Genomic DNA, 12,688 nt, shown 5'->3' on the forward strand with positions numbered 1-12,688 from the left:
GGTGGGGCTGCTCGGCGAGCTGCTCCTGCTGCCCGTCGCGCCCGTGCGCGGCACCGCCTGGGTGCTGCGCCAGGTGCTGGCGGAGGCGGAGCGGCAGTACTACGACCCGTCCGCCATCACACGTGAACTCGCCCTGCTCGAAGAGCGGTTGATAGCGGGCGAGATCGACGAGGCGGAATTCGACCGGCGCGAGGACGAACTCCTCGACCGGCTCCAGAGAGGACAACCCCCGACATGAACAACCGGCTGGCCATCGGCCTCGCCGTGGGCGCGGGCTACGTGCTCGGACGCACCAAGAAGGCGAAACTGGCGTTCGGCATCGGCACCCTGGTCATGGGCAAGAAGCTCAAACTCAGCCCCGGCGCGCTGGCGGAGTTCGCCGCGACGCAGCTGCGGGACAACCCGCAGTTCAAGGAGATCGGCGACCAGCTCCGCGAGGACGTGCGCGGGGTGGGCAGGGCCGCGACGGGCGCGCTCGTCAACCGGCAGCTCGAAGGGCTCGCCGACCGGCTGCACGACCGGACCCAGAGCACCCGCGACCGGCTGTCGGGGGCGACGGAAGGCGTGTCGGACGGCGCGTCCCGCGCGTCGCGCGGCCTCAAGGACCGGGTGTCGCGCAAGGGCCGCAAGAGCGAGGACGAGGCGGACGGAGTGAACGAGGCGGACGCGTACGGCGATGAGGACGGCGTGGAGCACGACGAGCCCCGCGCCTCCGGCGGCCGTACCTCCGACGACACCCCCGACGACACCTCCGAGCAGCGCCAGGACAAGCGCCGCGCCCCGCGCAAACGCGCCGCGAGCCCGTCGGTCGGCTCGTCCTCGCGCACGGCCGAGACGCCCGCTTCCTCCGGCGCGGCGAAGAAGCGCGCGGCGGCCAAGAAGCCGACGGCCAGGTCCGGAGCCGGAGCGAGGTCCGGGTCCGGGTCCGGTTCCGCCAAGTCGGCCTCCGGCGCGTCGGGTTCAGCCCGGTCGACCGCCGGTTCGAGGGGAGCGCGCGACCGTGACTGACACCGACACCCGTACCGCATCGCCCCTGTCCGGCATCGCCGGCGGCCCTGCCGCGCAGCGCCTCAAGGGCGAGCTCCAGGACTACCTCGCCGCCCAGGCGGTCCGCGCCCTGACCGGCGTCGGCCGCAAGCTCGGCGAGAGCACCGTGAAGCTCAACGACATGGCCGAGGGGCGCAGCCCGGGGCTGGCCAGGATGGCCCTGGAGGGCGGCCGCAAGCTCGCCGAGGGCAAGGGGCCCTTGCGCGGTGCCGTCGAGGTCGGCGCGGGACACCTCAAGGAGAAGGTCAAGGAGGCGTTCAAGAGCCTCGGGGGCAAGGGCCGCAAGGCGGGCTCGGCCGGGCGCAGGCCCACGGTCATCCTGGAGTCCGTCGACATCGGGGTGCCGGTCGCCGACGTCTACGAACAGTGGTGCAAGCTGGAGGAGTTCTCCCGGTTCGCCAAGGGCGTGCAGAGCGTGTCCGAGGCCGACGAGGACACGTCGGACTGGAAGCTGAAGATCTTCTGGTCCACGCGGAGCTGGAAGGCCAAGGTCACCGACCGGGAGCCCGAGGCCCGGATCGCCTGGACCTCTGAAGGGGCCAAGGGCACCACCAAGGGCGTGGTGACGTTCCATCCGCTCGGCGACGACCTGACGCGCGTGCTGCTGCTGATCGAGTACTACCCGAAGGGCCTGTTCGAGCGGACCGGCAACCTCTGGCGCGCTCAGGGCCGCCGCGCCCGCCTCGACCTCAAGCACTTCGCCCGGCACACCTCGCTGACCGCCGTACCGCAGGAGAAACGGGCGGACGAGGACGACGAGTACACCCACGAGTACGACGAGCACGAGGGCGACGGCGAGCACGAGGGCGAACACGAGGGCGACGGCGTCGCGGCGGAGGAACCGGGGGACGCGGATTACGCCGAGGCCGACGAGGACGCGGAGTTGACCGACGAGGCCGACGACGAGTACGCCGATGAAGCCGACGACGCGGACTTCGAGGAAGAAGAGGAAGAGGGAGAGGGAGAGGAAGAAGAAAGGGCGGAGGACCGTCGCTCCAGGAGCGGTCGATGACCACCGCGAGCCGACTCCCCGACCCGTACGCGGGAAACGGCAGCGCCAATCTCGCCGACATCCTTGAACGGGTTCTCGACAAGGGAATCGTCATCGCGGGCGACATTCGCATCAACCTGCTCGACATCGAACTCCTCACCATCAAACTCCGGCTGATCGTCGCCTCCGTCGACAAGGCGAAGGAAATGGGCATCGACTGGTGGGAGGACGACCCTTCCCTCTCCTCGGGCGCGCACCGCCGCGAACTCCGCGAGGAGAACGAGCGCCTGCGCCGGCACATCGCGGAACTGGAAGGGCACCATGAATGAACTGCGTTACGTGTACGCCGTCACCAGGCCGTTCGAAGGCGTGCTGCCCGAAGGGGTCGAGGGCCTCGACGGGCGGCCGCCCCGGCTCGTCGGCCACGAAGGCCTGGTCGCCGCGGTCAGTCCCGTGGGCGCCGGGGACTTCGACGAGATCCCGCTCAAGGCGCACCTGGAGGACCTCGGCTGGGTGACCGCGACCGCCCGCACCCACCAGGCCGTCGTCGCCGCGCTCGCCACCCTCACCACCCCGCTGCCGCTGCGGCTGGCCACGGTCTGCCGCGACGACAGCGGGGTGCGGCGGCTCGTCGACTCGGGCCGCGAGCACTTCGTACGGACCCTGGAGCGGCTGGACGGGCGCGTCGAGTGGGGCGTCAAGGTGTACGTGGACGAGGGTCCGGCGACGGCCGCGGCGGCCCGGGTGCCCGGCGAGCCGGGCCGTGTCCCCTCGGGCCGCGACTACCTGCGCGGGCGGCGCCAGGAGCGGGACGCGCGCGACGACGCGTGGAAGCGGGCGGTGACCGCCGCCAGGCAGCTGCACACCGAACTGTGTCGGCACGCCGAGGACGGCGTCGTGCACCGGCCGCAGGACGCCAGGCTCTCCGCGGCGCCGGGGCGCAACGTCCTCAACGCCGCTTACCTCGTGGAGCGCGCGCACAGCGAGGCGTTCGTGGAGCGCGTCGAGGCGCTGCACCCCGCGTCCCCCGCGATCAGGGTCGAACTGACGGGGCCCTGGGCGCCGTACTCCTTCACCGGACAGCAGGCCCCGCGGTGAGCGGCGGGACGACGGGAAGGGAAACGGAAACGGAAACGGAAACGCAAGCGGAAAGGGAAGCGGAAAGGGAAGCGGCGGGCGGCTTCGCGGACGATCCGCTCGCGCAGCGGCAGGTCGCCCTGGTCGATCTGCTGGACCGGCTGCTGGCGGGCGGCGTGGTGCTGGCGGGCGACCTCACGCTGCGCATCGCCGACGTGGACCTGGTGCGCGTCGACCTCAACGCCCTCATCAGCTCGATCGACGCCCGCCTCCCCTCGCCCTTCGAGGAGGCGTGATGACGGAACGGGACGCGCGCCGGGTGGAACTCGACGCCGACACCGTGGAGCGCGACCTGGCGCGGCTGGTGCTGACCGTGGTCGAACTGCTCCGCCAGCTGATGGAGCGCCAGGCGCTGCGCCGGGTCGACACCGGGGAGCTGACCGAGGAGCAGGAGGAGCGGATCGGCACGACGCTCATGCTGCTCGCCGACCGGATGGACCTGCTGCGCGAGAAGTTCGGCCTCGCACCCGACGACCTCAACATCGACCTCGGCCCGCTCGGCCCGCTCCTCCCGAAGGACAGGTAGCGGAGAACAGAGAAAAGGCGACAGGACGAGGAGGGGCGGCGGAATCACGGTGATTCCGCCGCCCCTCAAGCCTTTTTGCAAGCCTTTTCGCGCGGGCTGCTACCAGCGGTACCAACGGGACCTCGTCCCGCTTGCCGACGTCGACCTCATGAGGAATCCGAGCAGCCAGACGACCAGTACCGCGATGGCGATCCACCACAGTACCTTCACCGCGAATCCGGCACCGAAAAGCAGCAGTGCCAGGAGCAGAACGAGCAGGATGGGAACCATATTCTCTACCTCCTCGGATGCGGGTGCCCCGAATTCGTACGCGCACACGCGTTCCGTGCGCACGGTTCATCCGCGCGGCCGGTACACGACCAGTGCCTCGTCCGCCTTGTCCAGCAAGAACTCGCGCGGCGCCGGTGCCACTTCGCCGTCGTACGCGAGGAGGGTGCCGGGGGCGAGTCCGGCGACGCGCAGCTCCCCGCGCCGTACCGCCGCGTGGAACGGCGAGCGGCTGAGCGGGCCGGCGAGCGCCGCCGCGAGCAGCCGCAGCCCCGGACCCCGGCCGCCGTGCACCAGACGCACGTCGAGCAGTCCGTCCGCCAGGTCCTGCCGGTGCCCCGGCGTCGGACCGACCCGCTGGTAGAGGGAGTTGCCCGCGAAGAGCAGCCACAGCGCCCGCCGCCGCCCGTCCAGTTCTGCGGTCAACGGCCGCTCCCCGCGCAGCACTCGGTACGCGGCCAGCACCCCGGCCGGCCAGCCGCCGATCCTGGGCGACCAGCGCTCCCTGATGCGGACCAGCTCCGGATAGACGCCCAGGCTGAAGGTGTTGAGGAAGTGGCCGCGTCCCTCGCCGCCCGGCCCCGGCGTGAAGCGGCCGATGTCCACCTTGACCGCGTCGCCCGACGCCAGCGCCCGGCACGTGTCGTGCACCGTCTCGACTCCGATGTCGTACGCGAAGTGGTTGAGGGTCCCGCCCGGGAACACCGCGAGCGGCAGACCGTGCGCGGCGGCCACCGTCGCCGCCCGGTTGACCGTCCCGTCCCCGCCGCAGACGCCCAGCGCCGCACACCGCCCCGCCGCCTTCTCCAGCGTCGCGCACAGCTCGTCGGGCGCGCACTCCACCACCTCCGCGAGCGGCAGCGCGTCCCGCACCAGGGCGGCCTGCGCGGCGGCCGAGCCCGACTCGGCGTTCACCACGACCACCAGGTCGCGGCCGTCGGGGAGTTCGGGCGCCGCGGCGTGCGGCCTGCCGGGGGCGGGGAACTGGTCGCGGGTCGGCACCAGGCCGCGTACCGCGAACGCCGCGCCGACCCCGAGCGCGGCGCCCGCCAGCACGTCGCCCGGGTAGTGGACCCCGGTGTAGACCCGGGACACGGCGACCGCCACCGCGAGCGGCGCCACGGCCGCGCCCCACGCGCGGGACTCCAGGGCGACCCCGGTGGCGAAGGCGGCGGCCGACGCGGAGTGCCCCGAGGGGAAGGACGAGGTGAACGGCTGGCGCCTCAACTGCCGCATCAGGGGCACCGCGTCGCGCAGGGGCCGGGGCCTGCGCACCGTGCGCTTGCCGAGCGTGTTGATGACGGCGGACGCCACGGCCAGCGAGGCGGCCCCGCGCACGGCCGCCCTGCGGGAGCGCCGGGTGCGGCCCAGGGCGGCGATGCCCGCCGCCGTGCCGAACCAGAGCACGCCGTGGTCGGCCGCCCGGCTCAGCCGGGGCAGCAGCGCGTCGCCGCCCGGCCAGTGCCGGGTGGCCACCCGGTCGAACAGCGCGTTGTCCCGGGCAGCGAGCCAGGCGCGCACGGCGGCACGGCCGGTGGACCGGCCGGGGGAGCGGCCGCGGGTGAGGGCGGAGGCGGACGCGAGGGGCGTGCCGGACGGGGACACGGGGTGCGGGTACGAGGACATGGGGCGCGGGTACCCGGTGGTGCCGCCGCGAACCACACGCCCCCCGCGCGGGCAGGTGTCAGGTCAGGCCTCGTGGGGCAGGTCGCCGAGCGACACCACGCCGAGCGTCCTGCCGTTCTCCACCACCGGCAGCCGCCGCACCTCGTGCCGCCGCATCAGCGACAGGGCGGCGGCCACCGACTCGTCCGGGCCCACGCACACCGGCCAAGGGGTGCACACGGACTGGGCGTTGACCGTCAGCGGATCGGCGCCGTCCGCGACGGCCCGCACGGTGATGTCCCGGTCCGTGAGCACGCCGAGCAGGTGGCCGTCCTGCGCGACGAACACGTCCCCGATGTCCTGGGCGCGCATCAACTGGGCGGCTTCTACCAGGGAGGCGTTCGGCCGCACCGCCGTGACCCCCGTCGTCATGACATCCCTCACCAGCTGTGACATGGCTGTCCACCTCGTGGCTGTGTTCTCGTGTGTTCTCGCGGTTCTCGCGGTTCTCGGGTGTTCTCGCGTGTGTTGGCGGGCGAGCGGTCCGGGTACCCGGTCGGCGCCGGACGAACCCCGCGCGCCACGTTTGGCGTCGGCGCGCGGGGGCAGGCGTCCTGCGTGCTTCGGACCGGAGGCACGTCCGCGGGGGCTTTCGAGCTCCGGACGTGCCACGCCCGGAAACGGTGCGGCTCCCGCGGTGACACCCGCCCGATCCGTACCTTCCAGGGAGCGCAGAGATGCCCACGCATCCGAAGAGCAAGCACCCGCACGACGACGCCCCCGACACCGCCGACGCCTTCCGGCGCCTCGCGGTCCTCCCGGCGGGCCCGGAGCGCGACGCGCTGCGCGGCGAGATCGCGAGCGTCTGGCTGCCCATGGCCGACCGGCTCGCGGGCCGCTTCCGCAACCGGGGCGAGGCGATGGAGGACCTGAAGCAGGTCGCGGCCCTCGGCCTGGTGAAGGCCGTCGACCGCTACGACCCCCAGCACGGCTCGGCCTTCGAGAGCTTCGCGGTGCCCACCATCACCGGTGAGATCAAACGCCACTTCCGCGACCACCTGTGGACCGTGCACGTCCCGCGCCGCGTCCAGGACCTGCGCGGCCGGGTCCGCGCGGCCCGCCAGGAACTCGCCCAGACCGCGTCGGGCCACCCGCCGACGCTCGCCGAGATCGCGGCCCGCGCCGGGATCACCGAGGAGGAGGCCACGGCGGGCCTGGAGGCGCTCGACAGCTACTCGGCGCTCTCCCTCGACGCCGAACTGCCCGGCGCCGACGACGGGTACAGCCTCCAGGACGCGCTCGGTGCCCCCGATCCGGCCCTCGACACCGTCGTCGACCGCGAGTCCGTCAAACCGGGCCTGCGCGCACTGCCCGAGCGCGAGAAGAGGATCCTCTACATGAGGTTCTTCCGCGACATGACGCAGAGCCGCATCGCGGAGGACCTGGGCATCTCCCAGATGCACGTGTCCCGGCTCATCAGCCGCTGCTGCACCCGTCTGCGGGACCAGGCGCTCCGGGAGCAGGCCGTGCGGGACCGGGCGGTACGGGACCGGGCCGTGCGGGACCGGGCGCCGCGGGATCAGCAGCAGAGGCGCACGTCACGGCCGACGCACGGGCGCCGGGTTCCGGAAGCCGCCTAGCCGCGGCCGCGAGCGCCAGCGCGAGATGGCGCGACATGACGTCCGCGACCTGCGCCTCGGCCATGGAGAACGCCCGCCGGGCCCCCGTACGGAAGAGCGTCAGCACGCCCCGTACGGGCCCGGTGGCCGTCAGCGGCACGCACAGCAGCGACGTCACCCCGGCCCGTACGAGGACCGGGGCGCCCGCGCCGTCGAGGCCGAAGCCCTCCGTGTCCTCGGGCCGCACCTGAAGCGCCGCCGCGCCGCCCCGCGCCGCCTCCACCACCAGCGGGCAGCCCTCGGGGGACAGCGCCAACAGGTCCCGTACGAGCCGCGCGTCGGGGCCGCACACCGTGGAGCGCCGCAGCGGCCCCGGCAGCGCCGCATCGGCGACCACCCAGTCCGCGAACCTCCCGTCCAGCACCCGCGCCGCCACCGCCAGCACCTCGTCACGGTCCGCGTCGGCCCCCAGGCCCAGCAGTTCCGTCGCCATGGTGTCCACCAGGTCCATCAGCTCGGTGTGCCGGGCCGCCTCCGCCAGGTCGGGCAGCGGCGCCCGGTGCCCGACCGCCCCGCCGGGCGCCGCGTCGGCCGCGCGCTCCAGACCGGGCTGGAGCACCACCAGCACCGCGGCGTGCGGCTCGTCCGGCGGGCGCAGCGCCGTCAGCGTCGCCAGCAGCGGCTCGTCGGGCCGCTGCTGGAGGTGGACGACGACGGACCGGTCGCCCTCGCCCCTGGCCACCGCGGCGGCCTGCGAGCGGAACACCGCCCGGTCGCCGTGGGTCAGCAGCGCGGCCAGCGGGCGCCCCGTCGCGTAACCGGCCCGTACGCCCGTGAGGTTGGTCGCCGCGAAGTTGACGCGGCGCACCACCGTCTCCCGGTCCACCAGCGCGACCGGCAGCGGCATCCGCTGGAACAACGCCTTCAGCAACTGCCGCTCCTGTCGGTCGGCGGGCGGCGCGCCCGAAGCGCCGCCGGTGTGGTTCGCGAGCCGCTGGAACCTCGGCCACAGGGAGTCCGCCACGTGCTGGAGCTCGAACAGCGCGGCGTCCAGGACCGTGAGCCGCTCTTCGGCGGGCAGCGTGCGCGCGGTCCGCAGTTCGCCGACCCGTCTGACGAAATCCGCCAGCTCCTCGCCGAACTCGTCTGTCTGCGTCATATCTGGAACCTAGCCGCTCCGGCCGTTTCGCAGGGAGGGCGCGGGGAAGCCGCAAGAAGAGAGAGGAGGCACCACCCATGCTGCCCGAGCAGGCACCCCGGACGACCACAGGAACCCGCCAGGGCCCGCCCCAAGGACCGCCGACGGGCCCGGACTCGGCTTCGGCCGCCCGTCGGCTCTCCGCCCTCGCCGAACAGTCCGCACGCTGCGCACCCGCGTGCTGCGGCGCCGTGGCCACCCTCACCGAGGGCGGCGCCGAGCGCAGGGCGAGCGCCACCCATCCCGACCTGGCCGCGCTCGCCTCCGTCCAGCTCGCCTCGGGCGACGGGCCCATACCGGCCGCGCTGGACACCGGCGAAACAGTGGACGCGGAAGACCTGTTGACCGAGGTCCGCTGGCCCGGATACCGCGCGGTGGCGCTCGAATCCGGCGTACGGTCGAGCGTGACGCTGCCGTTCAGCCAGAGCGGGATCGAGGTGACGCTCAGCCTCTACAGCTTCCGCCCCGGCGCGCTGGACGCCGCGGCGCTCGGCCTCGCGGCGGTGCTCGGCGAGGAGGCCACGGCGGGGCTGCTGCGCGACCGCCGGTACAACGCCGCGCTCGCTGAGCTTGAGCAGCTGGAGACCGCGCTGCGCTCCCGGCCCGTGATCGACCGGGCCACGGGCATCGTGATGCACGTGCTGGGCTGCGACGCGGAGGGCGCGTTCGCCGTGCTGCGGCGGATCTCGCAGCGCACGAACAACAAGCTCGCGGAGGTCGCGGACGGGGTGGTGCGGGCGCGGGGGCGGGGCCTGGAGCGCGAACTCACGGCGCTGGCGGCGGAGGAGTAGCCGCCCCGGGGAGGGGCGGCCACCCCAGGGTCATCCCGTGCTCATCCTGCGGCGCGCACCCTCTCCCGCCTGGCCTTCATGCACGCGTACACCAGTACGCCCACGAACAGGAACAGCACGCCCTGGTACACCGCCGCGTACCCCGACCCGGCCACCAGCCACATGGAGAAGCCGAACGCGGCCGCCGCCAGCGCCCCGTCCCGCACCAACTGGCCGCGCCGCACCCGCGCGGACTGGCCCGAGACCAGGAAGTAGATCTGCGCGGCGGTCGCCAGCAGGTAGGGCACCGTCGCCGTGAACGTCGTGACGAGCACCAGCATCTCGAACACGCCGCCCGAGCCCGCCGTGTAGTTGTAGACCGTCAGCAGCGACGCCAGCACCACCGTCACCAGCACGCCGAACGTCGGCACCCCGCGCCGCTTCTCGGCGAACGCCTTCGGGAACAGCCCGTCCCGCGCCGCCGCGTACGGCGTCTGCGCGCTCAGCAGCGTCCAGCCGTTCAGCGCGCCCACCATCGACACCAGCGCGGCCACCGCCACCGCCGTACCGCCCCACGAGCCGCCGAACATCGCGTTGACCGCGTCCGTGAACGGGGCGGTCGAGTCGACCAGCTTCTCGTGCGGGACCGTGCCGAACACCGAGAGCGTGCCCAGCAGGTAGATCAGCGCGGCGGCCAGCGTGCCGAAGATCGTCGCGCGCCCCACGTTGCGCCTGGGGTCGCGCACCTCGCCCGCGCTGACCGCGGCCGACTCCACGCCCAGGTAGCTGAAGAGCAGGATCGCCGCCGACGCCGAGACCGCGCCGAGCGCCCCCGAGTCGTCGGCCCGGAAGGGCCCGAGGTTGGCCGGGTCGAAGAAGAACAGCCCGCCGACCGCGACCAGCAGCAGCGGCAGGAACTTCAGCACGGTCGCCACGAGCTGCACGGCCCCGACGTACCGCGTGCCCGCGAAGTTCGCGAACGCCGGGATCCACTGGATCGCCAGCGCCGCCGCGATCGTCGCGCCCTTCGACTCGTGGACCGGCACCAGCACGTCGAGGTAGCCGACGGCCGCCACCGCGAGCGCCGCGTTGGAGACCCAGGTGGTGATCCAGTACGCCCAGGCCGCCAGGAAGCCCGCGAAGTCGCCGAACGCCTCGCGCGCGTACACGTAGGGGCCGCCGGTCTTCGGGAGCTTCTCGGCGAGCCTGCCGAACACCAGGGCCAGGGCGATCGCGCCGAGGGTGAGCACGAGGAACGCGACGAGACTGATCGTGCCGAACGGGGCGACCGACGCCGGGAGCAGGAAGATCCCGCCGCCGATGATGTTGCCCATGACCAGAGCGGTCGCGATCGGCAGTCCGAATTGCCGGGCGTGCTTGCTCTGTTCGTCTTGCGTGGTCATGGGGTGGTGCGCCTCTCCTCGTGCCAAAACCTCACCATGGTCAGGTACGGGAAACGGTCCACCAAATCAGCTGGATTTGTCCTGTACGGCACGGCCGGCAACCGGAAAAGCTTCGTCCGCTTCGGCGGGCGGCACGGAAATCTCCACCGGCTCCGCCGGACGCGTCGAACCCGCGTCCTCCCGCAGCCAGCGCGCGAGGACCCGGTGCACCTGCTCGGCGCCGACCAGCTCGCCCCCGCCGGGCACCGGCTCCGACAGCTCGGCGGGCCACAGCAGGAACGGCCGCGACTGCCCGCCGCCGAGCCCGCCGTGCGAGCCGATCTGCTCCTCGAAGGCGTGCACTGACCCGGTCGCCGGGTCGTGCATCGAGTTCACCATCACGTCCGCGACGTGCGGGAAGGAGTCCGTGCGGCGCACCGCGTCCGCCGCGCCCCGCCCGAAGGCCGCCAGCGGCCCCGCGCCGTCGCACAGCGCGTCCACCGGCACCTCGGCCCCGCCGGGCCCCAGCACCAGCGAGCCGTGCTCCTCGCTGCGCACGAGCAGGAAGCCGATGCCCGGATGGTTGGTGAGGGTGCCCAGCAGCGCGGGGTGCGCCGCGTCGATCTGCTCGCGGCTCGCCCGGCCCGCGATGTCGGGGAACGAGACGAGACCCAGGTTCCCCGACGCCAGCACCACCGGGTCGGTGCCGCCCGCGGGGCGCGCGTCCGGATCCTCCGCCGGGCGCCTGTGCAGCGCGAACCGCACCGCGTCGCGCGCCTCGGCGCCGCTCCTGGTGCCGGACGCCCTGCGCGACACGGGCAGCCCGCACCCGGCCCGCACCAGGTCCTTGAGCGTCAGCCCGTACGCCCCAAGGAACGTCTCGCCCGGACTCTGCCCGTGGTCGGACAGCAGCACGATCCGGTACGCGCGCGGCGCGTGCTCGGCGACCTTCACCAGCAGCGCCACCGAACGGTCCAGCCGCTCCAGGACCGCCTCGGCGTCCCGGCTGCGGGGGCCCGAGTGGTGCGCCACCTCGTCGTACGCGACGAGGTCCGCGTAGACCGCGGTGCGGCCCGCCAGCATGTCCCCTATGACCGCCGCGACCACCACGTCCCGCTGCACGACCGTCGCGAACGCCCGGATGAACGGATAGAGCCCGCCCCGCTTCACGCGCGGCGCGTCCTTGCGCAGCCTGGCCCGCGTCGACTGGCCGATCTCGCGGACCACCTCGGCGACGAACGAGACGGCGGTGCGCACCGCGTTCGCCGGGTCCGAGAAGTACGCGAAGTACCCGGCGCGCGAGCGGTTGCGCGGCCCCCTGCGGGCCGCCATCGACAGCACCAGCGCGACCTGTTCGGCGCCCCCGCTGAACAGGTTGCCCCGGCTCGCCCCGTCCGTCGCGAGCAGCCCCGCGCTCCCGGTGCGCTCCACGGCGCGCCGCTGCATCTCGACGGCGGACGCGGGGCGGCTGGAGACCATCAGCGCGGCGGTCTCCTTCTCGTACCAGCGGAACGCGGGCACGTCCTCGTTCGACCCGTGCAGGATGCCCAGCTGGCTCGCGCCCGTCTGGCTCGACCAGTCGGTGCGCCACGGCGCGAGGCGGTGCGAGCGGGCCAGGAGCCCGGCGACGGTGGGCATCAGCCCGGCCGCCACGGCGCGCTCCAGCGTGTCGTGGCCGACGCCGTCCAGCTGGAGGAAGACCGTGCCGGGCGGGCCGTCGCAGCCGCCGTCGTCACCGCTGCGCCGCCTGCGCCGCTGGGCGAGCCGGGAGAGCCTGCGGCGGTACGCGCCGTCGTCCCTGACCGCGAGCGCGGTGGACGTCGCGGACGCGACCGCGGACATCACGGCCGCGACCACCACGGCGGTCCGCGGATCGGCCTCGCCCCGGCCGTCGGGGATCAGCCGCAGGGCGACCAGGAGGAGGGAGCCGTTGAGGAAGAAGACGAGCAGCCCGAGCACGAGGGCGGGCACGAGGAGCAGCGCGCGCACCAGCACGGGCCAGACGAGGGCGCTCAGCAGACCGAAGGCACCGGCGCCCCAGGCGGCCGTGAAGGCGATCTTGGTGACGGAGTCGCCGTCGGGGGACTGGAGCTGGAAGTCGGGGAGGGCGCCGGCGAGGGCGAGCATGGTGAGGCTGGACACCGCC

At 73.7% G+C, this 12,688-nt stretch carries 14 protein-coding genes and 1 pseudogene; 9 read left to right on the forward strand and 6 right to left on the reverse strand.

The genetic code is table 11. The annotated features are described in order from the left end of the window. The first annotated feature begins 1 nt into the window (after window position 1). From ACIBNE_RS00535 to ACIBNE_RS00565, 7 genes are all read left to right on the forward strand, one after another. Entirely contained in the window at window positions 2-238 is a 237-nt protein-coding gene (locus ACIBNE_RS00535) for a gas vesicle protein GvpG (protein WP_399267892.1), read from the forward strand. Then, the gene (locus tag ACIBNE_RS00540) at window positions 235-1,008 is read left to right on the forward strand and encodes a DNA primase (protein ID WP_399267894.1); all 774 of its coding nucleotides are present in this window, start codon (window positions 235-237) and stop codon (window positions 1,006-1,008) included. The genes ACIBNE_RS00535 and ACIBNE_RS00540 overlap by 4 nt, the downstream gene beginning before the upstream one ends. Continuing rightward, a complete protein-coding gene (locus tag ACIBNE_RS00545) occupies window positions 1,001-2,059 on the forward strand; it encodes an SRPBCC family protein (RefSeq protein WP_399267896.1) in 1,059 nt (352 codons plus the stop codon). The genes ACIBNE_RS00540 and ACIBNE_RS00545 overlap by 8 nt, the downstream gene beginning before the upstream one ends. Further along, window positions 2,056-2,367, forward strand: coding sequence for a gas vesicle protein GvpJ (gvpJ, locus tag ACIBNE_RS00550; protein ID WP_399267898.1), 312 nt, complete (start codon window positions 2,056-2,058; stop codon window positions 2,365-2,367). Before ACIBNE_RS00545 ends, gvpJ (ACIBNE_RS00550) begins: the two co-directional genes overlap by 4 nt. Next, the gene (locus ACIBNE_RS00555) at window positions 2,360-3,136 is read left to right on the forward strand and encodes a GvpL/GvpF family gas vesicle protein (protein ID WP_399267900.1); all 777 of its coding nucleotides are present in this window, start codon (window positions 2,360-2,362) and stop codon (window positions 3,134-3,136) included. The genes gvpJ (ACIBNE_RS00550) and ACIBNE_RS00555 overlap by 8 nt, the downstream gene beginning before the upstream one ends. 119 nt (window positions 3,137-3,255) lie before the next feature. After that, a complete protein-coding gene (gvpJ, locus tag ACIBNE_RS00560; protein ID WP_399269975.1) occupies window positions 3,256-3,411 on the forward strand; it encodes a gas vesicle protein GvpJ in 156 nt (51 codons plus the stop codon). Continuing rightward, window positions 3,411-3,701: a gas vesicle protein K gene (locus ACIBNE_RS00565; RefSeq protein WP_399267902.1), complete on the forward strand. Its 291-nt coding sequence runs from the start codon at window positions 3,411-3,413 to the stop codon at window positions 3,699-3,701. The genes gvpJ (ACIBNE_RS00560) and ACIBNE_RS00565 overlap by 1 nt, the downstream gene beginning before the upstream one ends. Before the next feature lie 99 nt (window positions 3,702-3,800). On the opposite strand, the gene ACIBNE_RS00570 is transcribed toward ACIBNE_RS00565, so the two are convergent. The 3 genes from ACIBNE_RS00570 to ACIBNE_RS00580 all read right to left on the reverse strand — a co-directional run bounded on the left by ACIBNE_RS00570 (window position 3,801) and on the right by ACIBNE_RS00580 (window position 6,029). Continuing rightward, window positions 3,801-3,971: a hydrophobic protein gene (locus tag ACIBNE_RS00570; protein ID WP_399267904.1), complete on the reverse strand. Its 171-nt coding sequence runs from the start codon at window positions 3,969-3,971 to the stop codon at window positions 3,801-3,803. A gap of 66 nt (window positions 3,972-4,037) precedes the next feature. Continuing rightward, window positions 4,038-5,594 carry a bifunctional phosphatase PAP2/diacylglycerol kinase family protein gene (locus ACIBNE_RS00575; protein WP_399267906.1) on the reverse strand — a complete coding sequence of 519 codons (1,557 nt, stop codon included), beginning with the start codon at window positions 5,592-5,594 and terminating at the stop codon, window positions 4,038-4,040. Between the two features lie 63 nt (window positions 5,595-5,657). Next, a complete protein-coding gene (locus ACIBNE_RS00580) occupies window positions 5,658-6,029 on the reverse strand; it encodes a CBS domain-containing protein (protein ID WP_399267908.1) in 372 nt (123 codons plus the stop codon). Between the two features lie 281 nt (window positions 6,030-6,310). Here ACIBNE_RS00580 and ACIBNE_RS00585 point away from each other — a divergent pair, with 281 nt between their 5' ends. Continuing rightward, window positions 6,311-7,213 carry an RNA polymerase sigma factor SigF gene (locus ACIBNE_RS00585; protein WP_399267910.1) on the forward strand — a complete coding sequence of 301 codons (903 nt, stop codon included), beginning with the start codon at window positions 6,311-6,313 and terminating at the stop codon, window positions 7,211-7,213. A gap of 22 nt (window positions 7,214-7,235) precedes the next feature. On the opposite strand, the pseudogene ACIBNE_RS00590 reads toward ACIBNE_RS00585, so the two are convergent. Continuing rightward, window positions 7,236-8,351, reverse strand: a pseudogene (locus tag ACIBNE_RS00590) (PAS domain-containing protein); the annotation flags it as partial. A 77-nt stretch (window positions 8,352-8,428) separates the two neighbouring features. Here ACIBNE_RS00590 and ACIBNE_RS00595 point away from each other — a divergent pair. After that, window positions 8,429-9,181, forward strand: a complete 753-nt coding sequence (locus ACIBNE_RS00595) for an ANTAR domain-containing response regulator (protein WP_399267912.1) — start codon at window positions 8,429-8,431, stop codon at window positions 9,179-9,181. A gap of 41 nt (window positions 9,182-9,222) precedes the next feature. On the opposite strand, the gene ACIBNE_RS00600 is transcribed toward ACIBNE_RS00595, so the two are convergent. Together ACIBNE_RS00600 and ACIBNE_RS00605 are read right to left on the reverse strand one after the other, a co-directional pair. Further along, entirely contained in the window at window positions 9,223-10,563 is a 1,341-nt protein-coding gene (locus ACIBNE_RS00600) for an amino acid permease (protein WP_399267913.1), read from the reverse strand. A gap of 66 nt (window positions 10,564-10,629) precedes the next feature. Next, a complete protein-coding gene (locus tag ACIBNE_RS00605) occupies window positions 10,630-12,669 on the reverse strand; it encodes an alkaline phosphatase family protein (protein ID WP_399269977.1) in 2,040 nt (679 codons plus the stop codon). Window positions 12,670-12,688 lie beyond the last annotated feature (19 nt).

This window comes from Streptomyces sp. NPDC050504, from assembly GCF_044458065.1.
GTDB lineage: Bacteria > Actinomycetota > Actinomycetes > Streptomycetales > Streptomycetaceae > Streptomyces.